General features: G+C 69.0%; 15 protein-coding genes. 3 read left to right on the top strand and 12 right to left on the bottom strand.

Annotation, left to right across the window (positions count from 1 at the left end; all coding sequences use genetic code 11):
- Position 1 precedes the first annotated feature (1 nt).
- The 5 genes from FHG71_RS06015 to FHG71_RS05995 all read right to left on the bottom strand — a co-directional run bounded on the left by FHG71_RS06015 (position 2) and on the right by FHG71_RS05995 (position 5,443).
- Entirely contained in the window at positions 2–1,474 is a 1,473-nt protein-coding gene (locus FHG71_RS06015; protein ID WP_139080717.1) for a pyruvate dehydrogenase complex E1 component subunit beta, read from the bottom strand.
- 157 nt (positions 1,475–1,631) lie between these two features.
- Complete coding sequence (gene pdhA / locus FHG71_RS06010; protein WP_139080716.1) at positions 1,632–2,651, bottom strand: pyruvate dehydrogenase (acetyl-transferring) E1 component subunit alpha; 1,020 nt, start codon at positions 2,649–2,651, stop codon at positions 1,632–1,634.
- Between the two features lie 125 nt (positions 2,652–2,776).
- Complete coding sequence (locus FHG71_RS06005; protein WP_176559306.1) at positions 2,777–3,076, bottom strand: FtsB family cell division protein; 300 nt, start codon at positions 3,074–3,076, stop codon at positions 2,777–2,779.
- A gap of 179 nt (positions 3,077–3,255) precedes the next feature.
- On the bottom strand, positions 3,256–4,176 hold the full coding sequence (locus FHG71_RS06000) for a class I fructose-bisphosphate aldolase (RefSeq protein WP_139080715.1): 921 nt from the start codon (positions 4,174–4,176) through the stop codon (positions 3,256–3,258).
- A 79-nt stretch (positions 4,177–4,255) separates the two neighbouring features.
- Positions 4,256–5,443 (bottom strand): phosphoglycerate kinase, encoded by a 1,188-nt coding sequence (locus FHG71_RS05995; RefSeq protein WP_139080714.1) that lies wholly within the window; start codon positions 5,441–5,443, stop codon positions 4,256–4,258.
- Positions 5,444–5,567: 124 nt separating this feature from the next.
- Here FHG71_RS05995 and FHG71_RS05990 point away from each other — a divergent pair, with 124 nt between their 5' ends.
- Both FHG71_RS05990 and FHG71_RS05985 read left to right on the top strand, forming a co-directional pair.
- Complete coding sequence (locus FHG71_RS05990) at positions 5,568–6,104, top strand: peptidylprolyl isomerase (protein WP_139080713.1); 537 nt, start codon at positions 5,568–5,570, stop codon at positions 6,102–6,104.
- Positions 6,101–6,646, top strand: coding sequence for a peptidylprolyl isomerase (locus FHG71_RS05985; protein ID WP_139080712.1), 546 nt, complete (start codon positions 6,101–6,103; stop codon positions 6,644–6,646). The genes FHG71_RS05990 and FHG71_RS05985 overlap by 4 nt, the downstream gene beginning before the upstream one ends.
- A gap of 51 nt (positions 6,647–6,697) precedes the next feature.
- Here FHG71_RS05985 and FHG71_RS05980 read toward each other — a convergent pair whose 3' ends face one another.
- The 5 genes from FHG71_RS05980 to FHG71_RS05960 form a co-directional block, all read right to left on the bottom strand.
- Positions 6,698–8,110 carry a protein adenylyltransferase SelO gene (locus tag FHG71_RS05980; protein WP_139080711.1) on the bottom strand — a complete coding sequence of 471 codons (1,413 nt, stop codon included), beginning with the start codon at positions 8,108–8,110 and terminating at the stop codon, positions 6,698–6,700.
- Between the two features lie 42 nt (positions 8,111–8,152).
- Entirely contained in the window at positions 8,153–9,088 is a 936-nt protein-coding gene (locus FHG71_RS05975; RefSeq protein ID WP_139080710.1) for a nucleoside hydrolase, read from the bottom strand.
- Between the two features lie 103 nt (positions 9,089–9,191).
- Positions 9,192–9,758 (bottom strand): acetolactate synthase small subunit, encoded by a 567-nt coding sequence (gene ilvN, locus FHG71_RS05970; protein ID WP_139080709.1) that lies wholly within the window; start codon positions 9,756–9,758, stop codon positions 9,192–9,194.
- 24 nt (positions 9,759–9,782) lie between these two features.
- Entirely contained in the window at positions 9,783–11,534 is a 1,752-nt protein-coding gene (locus tag FHG71_RS05965) for an acetolactate synthase 3 large subunit (protein WP_139080817.1), read from the bottom strand.
- Between the two features lie 245 nt (positions 11,535–11,779).
- Entirely contained in the window at positions 11,780–12,715 is a 936-nt protein-coding gene (locus FHG71_RS05960) for a YihY/virulence factor BrkB family protein (RefSeq protein WP_139080708.1), read from the bottom strand.
- Positions 12,716–13,059: 344 nt separating this feature from the next.
- Here FHG71_RS05960 and FHG71_RS05955 point away from each other — a divergent pair, with 344 nt between their 5' ends.
- A complete protein-coding gene (locus FHG71_RS05955; protein WP_139080707.1) occupies positions 13,060–14,157 on the top strand; it encodes a TRAP transporter substrate-binding protein in 1,098 nt (365 codons plus the stop codon).
- Between the two features lie 61 nt (positions 14,158–14,218).
- Here FHG71_RS05955 and FHG71_RS05950 read toward each other — a convergent pair whose 3' ends face one another.
- Positions 14,219–15,805, bottom strand: coding sequence for a TRAP transporter large permease (locus FHG71_RS05950; RefSeq protein ID WP_218014045.1), 1,587 nt, complete (start codon positions 15,803–15,805; stop codon positions 14,219–14,221).
- Between the two features lie 42 nt (positions 15,806–15,847).
- On the bottom strand, positions 15,848–16,387 hold the full coding sequence (locus FHG71_RS05945) for a TRAP transporter small permease subunit (protein WP_139080705.1): 540 nt from the start codon (positions 16,385–16,387) through the stop codon (positions 15,848–15,850).
- Positions 16,388–16,450 lie beyond the last annotated feature (63 nt).

Here is a 16,450-nt window from a genome sequence, read left to right as displayed (position 1 = left end):
CTCAGCGGTAGGTGACGTGGCGAACGGCCTCGATCACCTCGGGCACGGTGACGAGCGCGAGCTTTTCGAGGTTGGCGGCGTAGGGCATCGGCACGTCCTTGCCCGTGAGCGAGATCACCGGGGCGTCGAGGTGGTCGAAGGCCTGCTGCATGATCTGGCTGCCGATGTAGCTGCCCACCGAGCCCTGCGGCCAGCCCTCCTCGATGGTCACGCAGCGGTTGGTCTTCTTGACCGACTCGATGACCGTGGGCAGGTCCATGGGGCGCAGGGACCGGAGGTTGATGACCTCGGCCTCGATGCCCTCCTTCGCCAGTTCCTCGGCGGCCTGGAGCGCGTAGGTCATGCCGATGCCGAAGCTCACGAGGGTCACGTGCTGCCCCACCCGCTCGACCTTGGCCTTGCCGAAGGGGATGGTGAAGTCCTCCAGGTCCGGCACTTCGAAGGAGCGTCCGTAGAGGATCTCGTTCTCGAGGAAGATGACCGGGTTGGGGTCGCGGATCGCGGTCTTCATCAGGCCCTTCGCGTCCGAGGCGGAGTAGGGCATCACCACGCGCAGGCCGGGGACCTGCATGAACCAGGCGGCGAAGTCCTGGCTGTGCTGGGCGGCCACGCGGGCGGCGGCGCCGTTGGGGCCGCGGAAGACGATGGGGCAGCCCATCTGGCCGCCCGACATGTAGAGCGTCTTGGCCGCCGAGTTGATGAGGTGGTCCATCGCCTGCATGGCGAAGTTGAAGGTCATGAACTCGACGATGGGCTTGAGGCCGCCGAAGGCCGCGCCGACGGCGATGCCCGCGAAGCCGTGCTCGGTGATCGGCGTGTCGATCACGCGGCGGGCGCCGAACTCGTCCAGCATTCCCTGGCTGATCTTGTAGGCGCCCTGATACTCGCCGACTTCCTCGCCCATGAGGAAGACCGTCTCGTCGCGGCGCATTTCCTCGGACATGGCTTCGCGCAGGGCTTCGCGGACGGTCATCGTCTTGGTGGCCGTGCCGGCGGGCACGTCGGACAGCTGCTCGGCGGACCACTGGCCGCTGGGGCCCTGGGCGACGGGCGAGACGGGCGTCGCGGGGACGGGAGCCTCGGCCGAGGAGTTCGGCATCTTCTTCTCGACCGTGGTGGGCGAGTCGCCGGTGCCGGGGGTCCCGGCCGTCGGGGCCTGCGCGAGGTTCGCGCCGTCCTCGGGGCTGGCGTTGCCGAGACCGCCGCCGGCGGGCGCGGCGTCGGCGCTCTCGCCATCGGCCAGGAGGACAGCGATGGGGGCGTTCACCTTCACGCCCTCGGTCCCCTCGGCCACGAGGATGCGGCCCAGGACCCCTTCGTCCACGGCCTCGAACTCCATCGTGGCCTTGTCGGTCTCGATCTCGGCGAGGATGTCGCCGGACTTCACCGCGTCGCCCTCCTTCTTGAGCCAGCGCGCGAGCGTGCCTTCCTCCATGGTGGGAGACAGGGCGGGCATCAGGATATTCGTGGCCATGCGGGGTCCCTAGCAGTCGTCGTTCCGCCGCTCGCCGCGTCCCTTGTCGTCCGGGACGGTCGGGCGGTCCGTGTTCACCATCTATGCCGCAGCGGGGTTAACGAGTTCTTCCACCACCGCGCGGTCGTCCTAACGAAACCTTACCGGAGCGCCCGGCTCAGGCGACGATATCGGTCCAGAGCTCAGTCAGGTCAGGTTCGGGGCTTTCCTTCGAGAACTCGGCCGCCTCGTTGACGATATCGCGGATCTCCTTGTCGATCGCCTTGAGGTCGTCCTCGCTCGCGTGGCTGCCGGTGAGGAGCATAGAGCGGACCTGCTCGATCGGGTCGCGCTCCTCCTTCATCTTCTGGACCTCCTCGCGGGTGCGGTACTTGGCGGGGTCCGACATGGAGTGGCCGCGGTAGCGATAGGTCTTGACCTCGAGGATGTACGGACCGGCGCCCGAGCGGCAGTGCGCGACGGCGCGCTCTCCGGCCGCCTTGACGGCGAGGACGTCCATGCCGTCCACCTCCTCTCCGGCGATGCCGTAGGCGGCGCCACGCTCCCAGTAGGTGCGGGACATGGTGGAGCGCTTGACGGAGGTCCCCATGGCGTACTGGTTGTTCTCGATCACGAAGACGACCGGGAGGCTCCAGAGCTGGGCCATGTTGTAGCTTTCGTAGACCTGGCCCTGGTTCGCGGCGCCGTCGCCGAAGTAGGTGAAGGTCACGCGGCCGTTGTTCAGGTACTTGTCCGCGAAGGCGAGGCCCGCGCCGATGGGCACCTGCGCCGCGACGATCCCGTGGCCGCCGTAGAAATGCCGCTCCTTGCTGAACATGTGCATGGAGCCGCCCTTGCCCTTGGAGTAGCCTCCTTCGCGGCCCGTGAGCTCGGCCATCACGCCCTTGGCGTCCATGCCGCAGGCGAGCATGTGTCCGTGGTCGCGGTAGGAGGTGATCCGCTTGTCGCCCTCCTCGGCGGCGGCTTCGAGGCCCACCACGACCGCTTCCTGGCCGATGTAGAGGTGGCAGAAGCCGCCGATCAGGCCCATGCCGTAGAGCTGGCCGGCCTTCTCCTCGAAGCGGCGGATGAGCAGCATCTCGCGGTAATACTTCAGAAGCTCGTCGCGGGAGACGTTCGGACGGGCCTCTGATTCGGGTTCGGGCGTGGCGGTGGGCGCTGCTGTCGCGGTGGCCATGGGGTCTTCTCCTGCCTCGACCTTGGTCGGATGTCCCGAAAGGACTTAGCGGAGCGCGACGGCCTTGGCGAGGGGCCGCCCTCGCCGCGCTGCGGCGAGAAGGCCCCGGCGACATTCGGGAAAGGTCAGCGGATGACCACCTCGTCCGGGCGGATCAGGCCCAGCACGTCGCGGGCCTGCTGGTCGAGCAGGTCGAGGTCGAGATAGTCGTCGGAAAGGCGGCGGGTCAGGTTCTCCATCCGGGCGACCTGCTCCGACAGGGAGGCGAGCTGCACCTTCAGCTCCAGCGCCTCGGCGTCAACCTCGGCGCGGCGGAAGATGCCGAAGTCGCCCTGGATCGCGGCGAAGATGAAGTAGAGCGCGAAGAGGCCCATCGCGGTCGTGTAGACCACGAAGCCCAACGGCGCGCGTGTCCGGCGGATCATGATGAATGCCCTCGCTGCCCGGTGCGCCTCTGCCGGGCGCCTTTGGCGGAGCGTGGCACGGGGCGGGCAGGCTTGGCGAGACGTTCGGCGCCGCAGCCGCGAGCCTGAGGCGCCGAGGCCACAGGGGCCGGGCCGGATGACGCCGACGGCCATGGGCCGCCGGCATCGGAAAGGGCCGATCAGGCCGTGTAGATGCCCACGAGCTGCTCGAGCAGCGCCAGGGCCTCGGCGCGCGGGCGCTGGAAGACGTTCCGGCCGATGATCGAGCCGTTGCCGCCGCCCGCGTGGATGTCGCGGCCGTCCTGGAGCACCGAATCCTCGCCCTTGGCGGCGCCGCCCGAGAAGACCACCAGGCGGCGGCCGTTGAAGCAGGCCTGGACGACGTGGCGCACGCGCGCGGCCTGCGAGCTGACGTCGATCTTCTGCGCCTCGTAGACCTTCTTGGCCTCGGGCTGCGACAGGTGGTCGGTGGGCAGCTTCACCTTGATGATGTGAGCGCCCAGCAGCGCGGCGATATGGGCGGCGTAAGCCGTCACGTCCACGGCCGTCTCGCCCTTGCTGTCGAGGTCCTCGCCGCGCGGGTAGGACCAGATCACCGTCGCCACGCCCTTGGCGGCGGCTTCCTTGCGCATCTCGGCGATGTCCTCGAACATCTCGAGCGAGCGAGAGGAGCCCGGGTAGATCGTGAAGCCGATGGCGGCGCAGCCCAGCCGCAGCGCGTCGTCCACCGTGGCGGTGACGGCCTGGGTCTTGGGCCCGGCGGGCAGGAGCGAGTTCGACGAGTTCACCTTGAGGATCGTCGGGATCTGGCCCGCGAAGGTATCGGCGCCGGCCTCCAGGGGCCCGAGCGGGGCGGCATAGGCCGAAAGCCCCGCGTCGAGGGCGAGCTGGTAGTGGTAGTGGGGGTCATAGGCCTCGGAGTTGACCGCGAAGCTGCGGGCGGGCCCGTGCTCGAAGCCCTGGTCCACCGGCAGGATCACCATCCGGCCCGTGCCCGCGAGCCGCCCCTGCATCAGCATCCGCGCGAGGTTGGCCTTCACGCCGGGGGTCTCGCCCTCGTAGTTCCTCAGGATCGACTGCACGGTGGATGTGATGGTCATGGCTGGCCTCGTGTTGAAGGGTCGCGGAAGGGGTAAGGCGCGGCGGCGCGAGGGGCAATGGCTTGGCAGCGCTAACGGATCACCCGAGCGCGGCCACGCCGGGCAGGACCTTGCCCTCCATCCATTCGAGGAAGGCTCCCCCGGCGCTGGAGACATAGGTGAAGTGGCCCGCCACGCCCGTGTCGTTGAGCGCCGCGACCGTGTCGCCCCCGCCCGCCACCGAGACGAGGCCCCCGGCCTGCGTGAGATCCGCCGCCTTGCGGGCGATGGCGTGGGTGCCGGCGTCGAAGGGCGGGGTCTCGAAGGCGCCGACGGGGCCGTTCCAGATCAGCGTCCGGGCGCCGCGCAGCACCGTGTCGACGTAGCTCACCGTCTGCGGGCCCACGTCGAGGATCATCATGTCGTCGGGGCATTCATGGGGCGAGACGAAGCTTTCCGTCGCGCCGGGGGCCAGTTCCTTGGCCACGACCACGTCGCGGGGCAGCACGATCTCGCAGCCGGCGCGTTCGGCGGCGGTCAGGATGGCGCGGGCGGTTTCGGCGAGGTCGGGCTCGTGGAGCGAATGGCCCACGGGGTAGCCCTGAGCGTGCAGGAAGGTGTTGGCCATCGCGCCGCCGATCACGAGGTGGTCCACCTTGGTCACGAGGTTGTTCAGAAGGTCGAGCTTGGTCGAGACCTTGGAGCCGCCGACGATGGCGACCACGGGCCGCTGCGGGTTGCCCAGTGCGCGGTCGAGCGCCGACAGTTCCTCGGCCATCAGGAGACCCGCGCAGGAGGGCAGGAGGCGGGCGAGCCCCTCGGTCGAAGCATGGGCCCGGTGCGCGGCGGAAAAGGCGTCGTTGCAGTAGACGTCACCGAGCCGCGCCATCGCGGCGGCGAAGGCGGGGTCGTTCTTCTCCTCCTCGGGGTGAAAGCGGGTGTTCTCCAGAAGAAGCACCTCGCCGTCCTGCAGCGCGGCGACGGCGGCCTCGGCCTGGGGGCCCACGCAGTCGGGCGCGAAGAACACCGGCTGGCCCAGGGCCTCCTTCAGCGCCGGGCCCACGAGGCGGAGCGACTGGGACGGGTCCACCTTGCCCTTGGGCCGGCCGAAATGCGCCAGCAGGATCGGCTTTCCGCCCCCGGCCAGGATCGCGCGGATCGTGGGCACGATGCGGTCGATCCGCGTGGTGTCGGTGACCTGCCCGTTCTCCACCGGGACGTTCAGGTCCACGCGGGTCAGCACGCGCTTGCCGCGCAGGTCCATCTGCTCAACCGATTTCCAGGGCATTCCCGTCTCCTTCCGCTCCAGCGCGCTACAGGTGGCCTCTCGGGCCCGTGAGGTCAACGGCGGGATTGGCTTTGGGCCGGGCGGCCTCTAAGTCTCGCGCAGTCCAGAATGAAGGGAGGGCCCGATGGCCGACATCAAGGACCCCGAGAACACCATCATCATCGAGCTCAAGGACGGGCCGGTCGTGATCGAGCTCCTGCCGCAGGTCGCGCCCAAGCACGCCGAGCGGATGAAGGAGCTGGCGCGTCGGGGCGCCTATGACAACGTGGCCTTCCACCGCGTCATCGAGGGCTTCATGGCCCAGACCGGCGACGTCGAGAACGGGAACATGGAAAAGGACTACAACCCCCGTCGCGCGGGCACGGGCGGGTCGGACCTGCCGGACCTGCCGGCCGAGTTCTCCAGGGAGCCCCACGCCCGCGGCACGCTGGGCGCGGCGCGGTCGTCGAACCCCAACAGCGCCAACAGCCAGTTCTTCATCAACTTCAAGGACAACAGCTTCCTGAACGGGCAGTACACCGTCTACGGACGGGTGATCTCGGGCATGGAGCATGTCGACAGGATCACGCGCGGCGAGCCGCCCCAGAACCCCGACCGCATGATCCGCGTCCGGGTGGCGGCGGATGACGCCGGCGATCAGCAGACCGGAGGAACCCAATGAAGCGACTTGCCATCCTTCTCGCGCTGGCGGGGACGCCCGCCCTGGCGACGGGGCTCGAGATCGACGTGGCCGGCGAGGCGAACGGGACCATCGTGGTCGATCTCTTCGAGGACGTGGCGCCGAACCACGTCGCGCGGATCACGGAACTCGCGAGCGGCGACCAGTACGACAACGTCGTGTTCCACCGCGTGATCGAGGGCTTCATGGCCCAGACCGGCGACGTGCAGAACGGCAAGGAGGGCGGGGACCTGTCGCTGGCGGGGACCGGCGGCTCGGACCTGCCGGACCTGGAGGCCGAGTTCTCGGACCGGCCCTTCGCGCGCGGCGTGGTGGGCATGGCGCGGTCGTCGGACCCCAACAGCGCCAACAGCCAGTTCTTCATCATGTTCTCCGATGCCCCGCACCTGAACAGCCAGTACACGGTGGTGGGCGAGGTGACGTCGGGCCTGGAGGTGCTGGACGCCATCAAGCGCGGCGACGGCGCCAACGGCGAGGTGAGCGGCACGCCCGATCGCATGGTGGACGTGCGCGTCACCGAGTGACGGGTGGCGTGAGGGAATGACGAAGGGCGGGGCCACGGTCCCGCCCTTCGTTCATGTGCCGCAGAAGGTCTGGAGCACCTTTTCCTCCTCCTGCGGCGGCACACGGAGGTGGTCGAAGCGCGGGTCGGGCTCGAAGGGGTCCGCCAAGGCGGCCCGCAGGTCCTCCAGCGGCCCGAGGTCGCCCTCGACGGCGGCCTGGATCATCGCCTCGACCCGGTGGTTGCGCGGGATGATCGCGGGATTCGCGCGGCGCATCGCGGCGAGGTCGGGGGACTTCGCCTCCCAGTCCTTGCGCCACTGCTGGAACTCGGGCTGCGCGGCGAGGAGGTCCGGCAGGTCCGTGCCCTCCGCGAGCGCGCGGAACGTGATCGTGAAGTCGGCCCCCGTCGCCGCCATCTGGTCGAGGAGCCGCGTGGCCAGTGGCTGCACCTGCGGGTCCTCGGGGTCGAGGCCCAGCTTGGCAGCGAAGCGGCGGGTCCATTCGGCGGCGTAGATGGGCGCGAGGCCCTGGACGACCTCGGTCGCCTCGGGGATCGCGGCTTCGTTGCCCATCAGCGGCAGGAGCGCGGTGGCGAGCTGCGCGAGGTTCCAGGCCGCGACTTGCGGCTGCTGGCGATAGGCGTAGCGGCCGTGGGCATCGATGGACGAGAACACGGTGTCCGGGTGGTAGGCGTCCATGAAGGCGCAAGGACCGTAGTCGATGGTCTCGCCCGACACCGCCATGTTGTCCGTGTTCATCACGCCATGGATGAAGCCCAGCGACATCCACTGCGCCACGAGCCGCGCCTGCCGGTCGACCACCGCGCGCAGGAGCCCCATGGCGCCCTCGGCCTCGGGATAGTGGCGGCTCAGGACGTGGTCGGTGAGCGCGGCCAGCGCCTCCATGTCGTTGCGGGCGTAGAAGTACTGGAAGGTGCCCACCCGGATGTGGCTGGAGGCCACGCGGGCCAGCACCGCGCCCGGATAGGCGCGCTCGCGCCGGATCGTCTCGCCGGTGGCGACGGCCGAGAGCGCGCGGGTGGTGGGGACGCCCATCGCGTGCATCGCCTCGGAGACGACGAACTCGCGCAGGACGGGGCCGACCCAGGCGCGGCCGTCCCCCATGCGCGAGAAGGGCGTGCGGCCCGAGCCCTTGAGCTGGATGTCGCGGCGCCGGCCTTGGGCGTCGACGACCTCGCCCAAGAGGATCGCCCGTCCATCGCCCAGGCGCGGGTTCCAGCCGCCGAACTGGTGCCCGGCATAGGCTTGCGCGAGCGGCTCGGCCCCTTCGGGCACGGCGTTGCCGGCCAGCATGGCGAGGCCCTCGGGCGAGGCGAGCGCGGCGGGGTCGAGGCCAAGATCCCGGGCCAGCACCTCGTTCAGCGCGAGGAGCCGGGGTTCGGCGACCGGGACCGGGTCCTGCCGGACGTAGAAACGGTCGGGCAGGCGGGCGTAGCTGTTGTCGAAGGGGATGTGGAGGGTCATGGAGCCCATGTAGGGGCCGCACCCGCCTGGGCCAAGCGGTCGCTAGAGCACCGCCAGCCTCTCGGTCAGGAGCGCGAAGTAGCCGTCTGCGTCCACCTCCTTGAGGAAGGTGGCGTTGGGGGCGCGCCCGCTCACGCGCCACCAGTCCGCGACCATGGCGCCGCGGGTCAGCTCGGACCGGGTCTCTATTTCCACGTTGATGTGGCGTCCCGCGAAGAGGTCGGGCCGCAGCAGGTAGGCGATCACGCAGGGGTCGTGGAGCGGCCCGCCCTCCGAGCCGTATTTCTGCACGTCGAAACGCTCGAAGAAGTCGAGCCAGCCGGCGACGACGGCGCCGACGCGGGTGCCCAGCGCTCGGAAGGCGTCCACGCGGGCGCGGGTGGTCAGCGCCTTGTGCGTGCAGTCGAGCGGGATGATGGTCACGGGGCGCCCGCACTTGATGACCGTCTCGGCGGCCTCGGGGTCCACGTAGATGTTGAACTCGGCCGCCGGGGTGATGTTGCCCTGTTCGAAGTAGCCGCCTCCCATGAGGACGATCTCCCGCACGCGCTCCACCAAGTCGGGGGCGCGCAGGAAGGCGGTGGCGACGTTCGTCATCGGCCCGAGAATGCAGATCGTGACGGTGCCTGCGGGATGGGCGCGCAGCGTGTCGATCAGGAAGTCGACGCCATGGCGGGGGTCGAGCGGAATGGACGGCTCGGGCAGGTCGGCGCCGTCGAGGCCTGTCTTGCCGTGGACGTGCTCGGCCGTACTAAGGGGGCGCCGGAGGGGGCGGTCGCAGCCCGCCATCACGGGGACCGGGCGGCCGGACAGCTCGACGGCCTTGCGGGCGTTCTCCTGCGTGCGGGCGAGCGGCACGTTGCCCGCGACCGTCGTCACGCCCAGAAGCTCGATCTCGGGCGAGGCGAGCGCGAGCAGGATGGCGATGGCGTCGTCCTGCCCCGGATCGGTATCGATGATGATCTTGCGCGGCGTCATGCCCGTTCCCCATCCGCTGTTTTGACCGTTCGATCAAAAGGCGGAGGGAAAGGAAAGGCCCGCGCCGGGGCTAACCGGCGCGGGCCTAATGTTTGGGGCCGCCTCAGGCCGTCTTGACGCCCCGCGACAGCGCCGCGACGCCGGTCCGCGCAATCTCCTGCAGGCCCAGAGGCCGCATCAGATCGGCGAAGGCGTCGACCTTTTCGGGCGTGCCGGTGATCTCGAAGACGAAGCTGCCCAGGGTGGAATCGACCGCCTTGGCCCGGAAGATGTCGGCAAGGCGCAGGGCCTCGACGCGGTGGTCGCCGGTCGCCACGACCTTGAGGAGCGCCAGTTCCCGCTCGACCGCCGGACCTTCGGCGGTCAGGTCGTGGACGGCGCGCACCTGCACGATACGGCCGAGCTGCGCCTCGATCTGGTCGATGATCTGCGGCGTGCCGGCGGTCACGATGGTGATGCGGCTCAGGTGCCCCTGGTGGTCCGTCTCGGCCACCGTGAGCGATTCGATGTTGTAGCCGCGGCCTGAGAAGAGCCCGATCACGCGGGCGAGCACGCCGGGCTCGTTGTCCACGATGACGGCAAGGGTGTGCTTCTCCACCACCTCGGAGAAGGTGGAACGAAGGTCGTAGGCCGAGTGGCTCGTCGAGCCGGTCGCGATGTTGAGAGCCATGTCCCTGTATCCTTTTCCCGGCGCTCAGACGAGCACCGCGCCCCCGGCCTGGATCGCCCCCTTGGTGGAGGCATCGCCCAGGAGCATCTCGTTATGCGGCTTGCCCGACGGGATCATGGGGAAGCAGTTCTCATGCTTCTCCACCAAGCAATCGAAGATGACCGGGCCGGGATGGTTCAGCATCTCCATGATCGCGTCGTCGAGGTCCGCGGGGTCCTTGCAGAGGATGCCCTTGGCCCCGAAGGCCTCGGCAAGCTTCACGAAGTCGGGCAGGGACTCGCTCCAGGAGGAGGAGTAGCGCTCTCCGTGGAGGAGTTGCTGCCACTGGCGGACCATGCCGAGGCGTTCGTTGTTCAGGATGAACTGCTTGACCGGCAGGCGATACTGCATCGCGGTCCCCATTTCCTGCATGTTCATGAGCCAGGACGCCTCGCCCGCGACGTTGATGACGAGCGCGTCGGGGTGGGCGAGCTGCACGCCGATGGAGGCGGGGAAGCCGTAGCCCATGGTGCCCAGGCCCCCGGAGGTCATCCAGCGGTTCGGGTCCTCGAAGCCCAGGAACTGCGCGGCCCACATCTGGTGCTGGCCGACCTCGGTGCAGATGTAGCGGTCCATGCCCTTGGTCAGGGCCTCCAGGCGCTCCAGGGCGTACTGGGGCTTGATGGTGGTCTGGGACGGCGTGTAGGTCAGGCACTTGCGCGCTCGCCATTGGTCTATCTGGCCCTGCCAGGCGTCCAGCGCCGCCCGGTTCGTGCGGGCGCCGCGGGCCTTCCACGTCTCGAGGATCGCCCGGAGCGCGTCGGCCACGTCCGAGACCACGGGGAAGTCGACGCGGACGACCTTGTTGATCGAGGACGGGTCGATGTCGACATGCGCCTTGCGCGAGCCGGGCGAGAAGGCGTCGAGACGGCCGGTGATGCGGTCGTCGAAGCGGGCGCCGATGTTGAGCATCAGGTCGCAGCCGTGCATGGCCATGTTGGCCTCGTAGAGGCCGTGCATCCCGAGCATCCCGAGCCATTGCGGCCCGGAGGCGGGGTAGGCGCCCAAGCCCATCAGCGTCGAGGTGATGGGAAAGCCCGTGGCGGAAACCAGTTCGCGCAGGAGCGCCGTCGCCTCGGGGCCGGAGTTGATGACGCCGCCGCCGGTGTAGAGGACCGGACGCTCGGCGGTTTCCATGGCCTCGACGATGGCCTCGATCATCGCCGGGTCGGGCTGGCGCCCGGGCTGGTAGCGCGAGGCGTGCCCTGCGCGCGGCGCGTAGGTGCCGGTCGCGAACTGGACGTCCTTGGGGATGTCGATGAGGACGGGGCCGGGGCGGCCCGAGCGGGCGACGTGGAAGGCCTCGTGCAGGGTGGCGGCGAGCCGGTCGGTTTCCTTCACCAGCCAGTTGGCCTTGGTGCAGGGGCGGGTGATCCCGATGGTGTCGGCCTCCTGGAAGGCGTCCGAGCCGATCATGAAGGTGGGAACCTGGCCCGTCAGGACGACGATGGGGACCGAGTCCATCAGGGCGTCGGTGAGCCCGGTGACGGCGTTGGTCGCGCCGGGGCCCGAGGTCACGAGCGCCACGCCGACCTTGCCGGTGGAGCGGGCATAGCCCTCGGCCGCGTGCACGGCGGCCTGCTCGTGCCGGACGAGGATGTGGCGGATGTCGTTCTGTTGGAAGATCTCGTCATAGATGGGCAGCACGGCGCCGCCGGGATAGCCGAACACCGTGTCCACGCCCTGGTCCATGAGAGCCTGGACCACCATCCGGGCGCCGGTCATCTCGCGTGTCATGTGGGTCGTGCCGTCCATCGTCATCACTCCTTGGGCATGAAAAAGCCCCCGGGAAGGTTCCTCGGGGGCGCATGGGGACCGGATGGGTCTGCCGTCACCGGCCCATGCGCCACGTCCCTACGACTACCGGAAGAAGGTTAATCATGCGTTCCACCATCGTGCGCTGCGGCTTATGCCCGCGCAACACCCCAAGGTCAACCCGAATCGGATGAGAAAATGTCGCAGGTCCGTGCTGACGCGAAACTTTATTGCTGTCCCGGCGTGACGGCCTTGGCAGCGCGCACGGGCTCGGCCGCTTCGCCGGCCGCCTTGTCCTGACGCTCGATCTCGTCGTCCATCTCGGCGCCCATCAGCACGATGTAGGCCGAGAGCCAGAGCCAGGTGAGGAGGATGATGACCCCGCCCAGGGCGCCGAAGGTCTCGTTATAGCCGCCGAAGTTCTGGACGTAGACGGCGAACAGGATCGAGCCGATCAGCCACAGGATGCAGGCCGCGCCCGCGCCGGGGGTGATCCAGTGCCATGGCACGGGGCCGCGGTCGGGCGCGTAGCGGTAGAGGACCGCGAGCCCGAGCGCGAGGATCGCGAGGACGATGGGCCAGCGCAGGATGCGCACGACCGTCTGCGTGAGGTCCCCGAACTGGAGGAAGGACAGGATCACCGGCAGCAGCGCCAGGATGGCGACGATCAGGAGGAAGCCGACGATCAGGCCGATCGTGAGCCCGAAGGCCGTCAGGTAGTAGCGGACGATCCCGCGCTTGTCCTCCACCTCGAAGGCGACGTTGAGCCCCTCCATCAGGGAGGTCACGCCCTTGGAGGCCGAGTAGAGCGCGACCAGGACGCCGAAGAGCGCCGCCAGCCCGAGCCCGCCCGATTCGGACCCCGCCACGGCGATCGCCTGGTCGATGACGATCTGCGTGGCCTCCTGCGGTAGGAAGCGCGAGAGCCCTTCGAGCTGGCTCACGACGGTGTCGGGGTCCATGACGAGGCCGGCCACGGCCATGCCCGCGACGATCCCCGGAAAGATCGCCAGGAGGCCGTAGAAGGCCACGCCCGCGGCGATCAGGCCCACATGGTCCTCGGTCATCTCCTTGTAGACGTTGACGAGAAGCTTCCACCAGCCGCGCCCTTGCCGGTCGCTGGAGCCCGACCGGCGGGTGGCGTTCGCGGGGGCGTCGGACATGGCGGCAGCTCCTGGCGTTGGACGCCCGCCCAACGTCCCGGCGGCGCGGACTGTTCCGCCGCGAAGCCGTCATCCCGTTGCCATATCCTCCGGATAATCCCGGTGTCAGATGGCCTTGGGGGGTCGGCCGTCGCCTGTGTGGGGGGTCACGAGTGGACGTTCACGGCCCGCCCCGCCTTGTGGGGTGCCGAGTGCGGGGCGGTCCGACAGGATCGCCCCTGTTGTCTTCTGACGCAACGGCATGGGCTGACTCACCGGCTTGTCGCAGGGACGGAGCCCGGTAAGGTTCGGCTGCACAACACGATAACCCGCCCGCCAGCGGGACCACACAGAGAGGCCACAACTTGGATCGTCGTTCATTCCTGTCCCGCGCCGGGGTCGGCGCCGCCGCGGCCGCCGGCCTGGCCGCGCCCGCCATCGCCCAGAGCAACCCGCAGATTCGCTGGCGGCTGACGTCGTCCTTTCCCAACTCGCTCGACACCATCTTCGGCGGGGCCACCACGCTGTCGCGCTTCCTGAGCGAGGCCACCGACGGCAACTTCGATCTCCAGGTCTTCGCCGCGGGCGAGCTGGTGCCCGGCCTGCAGGCCGCGGACGCCGTGATGGAGGGCACGGTCGAGGCCTGCCACACCGTGTCCTACTACTACTGGGGCAAGGATCCGGCCTGGGCCGTCCCGGCGGCGATCCCGTTCTCACTCAATGCGCGGGGCATGAACGCCTGGCACTACCACGGCGGCGGGATCGATCTCGCCAACCAGTTCTTCGCCAAGCAGGGCCTCTTCGCGCTGCCCGGCGGCAACACCGGCGTGCAGATGGGCGGGTGGTTCCGGCGAGAGATCAACACCGTGCAGGACCTTCAGGGCCTCAAGATGCGGGTCGGCGGCTTCGCGGGCTCGATCCTGGAGCGGCTGGGCGTCGTGCCGCAGCAGATCGCGGGCGGCGACATCTACTCGGCGCTGGAAACCGGGACGATCGACGCGGCCGAATGGGTCGGGCCCTATGACGACGAGAAGCTCGGCTTCGTGCAGGTCGCGCCCTACTACTATTATCCCGGCTGGTGGGAGGGTGGTCCGACCGTCCACTTCATGTTCAATCTCGAGCAGTACGAGGCGCTGCCCGAAAGCTACAAGTCGCTCCTGCGCACGGCGGCCCGGGCGACTGACGCGGACATGCTGCAGAAGTACGACTTCCTGAACCCCACCGCGATCCGGAACCTGGTGGCGGGCGGCGCGCAGCTCCGGCCCTACTCGACCGAGATCCTCGATGCCTGCCTCCAGACCTCGAACGAGGTCTATGCCGAGCTCGACGGCTCCAATCCCGATTTCAAGGCCATGTGGGACTCGATCAAGGCCTTCCGGGATCTGCACTACACGTACCAGCAGGTCGCGGAGTACAACTACGACACCTACATGATGCAGAAGCTGAACGCCCAGCAGCTCTGATCACGGGACCGGTCGGACAGAACCCCCGGGGCGCGGCGCGCCCCGGGGGTTTTCGTTGCGGTCAGGGCGCGGGCTGGAGGCCCGGAGGCAGCCCGAGCCCGCCGGGCTGTGCCGGAGCGGGGGCCGGCGCCGGTTGCAGCCCCGGAGGCGTTCCCAGCGCGCCCGGAGTCCCCGGCGCCGGCGCGGCCGGCGGCTGGGCCCCGGAACTGCCCGGTGCGCTCAGGCCCGGCGGCTGCCCGAGGCCGCCCCCCAGGCCCGGCGGCTGGCCAAGCCCGCCGCCCAGGCCGCCACCGCCCAGGCCGCCCACGCCGGGCGTGACGATCTCCACGGTCGATGGGTCGATGGCCGGGCCGCGGTTGAGCATCCCCGTCACGAGGCCCGGCCAGAAGATCACGATCCCCACCAGCAGGAGCTGGAGGCCGAGCCACGGGATCGCGCCCAGATAGATCTGCTTCGTCGTCACCTCGCGCGGGGCGATGGAGCGCAGGTAGAACAGAGCGAAGCCGAAGGGCGGGTGCATGAAGCTCGTCTGCAGGTTGATGCAGATCAGCACCCCGAACCACACGAGGTCGATGCCCAGGTTCTCGGCCGCCGGGACGAGCAGGGGGATCACGATGAAGGCGATCTCGAAGAAGTCGAGGAAGAAGGCCAGGAAGAAGATGAAGATGTTGACGAAGATCAGGAAGCCGATCTGACCGCCCGGCAGGCCGTCGAGCAGGTGCTCGATCCAGCGTCCCCCGTCCATGCCCTGGAAGACCAGGGTGAACACGGTCGCGCCGATCAGGATGAACACGACCATCGCGGTAAGCTGGGCCGTGGTCGTCATCGCCTCGCGGACGAGCGGCCAGGTGAGCCGCCGGTTCATGGCGGCCAGGGCCATCGCCCCGACCACCCCGAGGGCGCCGGATTCGGTGGGCGTCGCGAGGCCCATGAAGATCGTGCCGAGCACGAGGAAGATCAGCACCAGCGAGGGAACGATACCCCACAGCACCTTCAGGATGAGCCGGAGGCTCGCTTGGCCACGAACCTCGGGCGGCAGCGGCGGCATGGAGTTCGGCCGCAGGACCGACATGATCAGGATGAAGCCCAGGAAGATCAGCGCCTGCGCCACCGAGGGGCCGAGCGCCCCGAGATACATGTCGCCCACCGAGCGACCGAGCTGGTCGGCCAGGACCACGAGCACCAAGGACGGCGGGATGACCTGCGTGATGGTGCCGGAGGCCGCGATCACACCGGTCGCGAGCCGCTCGTTGTAGCCGTAGCGGAGCATGATCGGCAGCGAGATGACGCCCATGGTGATGACCGAGGCCGCCACCGTCCCGGTCACGGCCCCGAGGATCGCGCCCACGAGGATGACAGCGTAGGCGAGCCCGCCTGGCACGCGGCCGAAGAGCTTGCCCATGCCTTCCAGCATGTCCTCGGCCAAGCCGCAGCGCTCCAGGATGGCGCCCATCAGCGTGAAGAAGGGGATGGCGAGGAGGAGGTCGTTGGAGACGATGCCCAGGACACGGTGCGGCAGCGCGGCCAGGAAGCCTTGGGCGAAGTGATCCGTCGCGACGCCGATGATCCCGAAGAACAGGCCGGCCGCCCCGAGAGAGAAGGCCACGGGGAAGCCGTAGAGCATGAAGAAGATCATGCTGAGGAACATGAGGGGCGGCAGGGGGCCGAAGTCGAACACGGGCGCGGCTCCTTACTGCTGCGGCTTTTCGTAGGCGGTGCTGATGGCGACGATGCCGCGCAGCGCCGCCAGGCGCTTGATGAACTCCGACAGGCCTTGGATCGCCACAAGGGCGAAGCCCACGCAGATCACCATGCGCACCGGCCAGCGCAGAAGGCCGCCCGCGCTCGAGGACATCTCGCCCGTCTGCAGCGCCCGCAGCGCGATGGGCCAGGACAGCCAGGCCAGGAAAATCGTGAAGGGGAACAGGAACAGAAGGATGCCGAAGAGGTCGATCCAGAGCCGCTTGCGCTCGGACACGGACATGTAGACGAGGTCCACGCGCACGTGCTCGTTGCGGCGCAGGGTATTGGCGGCTCCGAGCATCACGATGCCCGCGAAGAGATACCACTGGATCTCGAGGAAGGCGTTCGAACTGTAGTCGAAGACGTAGCGCATCACGGCGTTGCCTGCGCTGATCAGGGCGGCCGCAAGGACCAGATAGGCGGCCACGCCGCCCAGAAAGGCATTCAGCCGGTCAATGCCGCTCGACAGTCGCAGAAGCGCTCGCATGCTCCTCCCCAGTTTTCCGGTCCCGCACCTCGTCGGCGGCCCGCAAGCGAGCCTTCTCAACGC

It is taken from the genome of Rubellimicrobium roseum, assembly GCF_006152145.1.
In the GTDB taxonomy this organism is placed as follows: Bacteria; Pseudomonadota; Alphaproteobacteria; order Rhodobacterales; family Rhodobacteraceae; genus Rubellimicrobium; species Rubellimicrobium roseum.
This window is presented reverse-complemented; position numbering and strand designations above follow the sequence as displayed.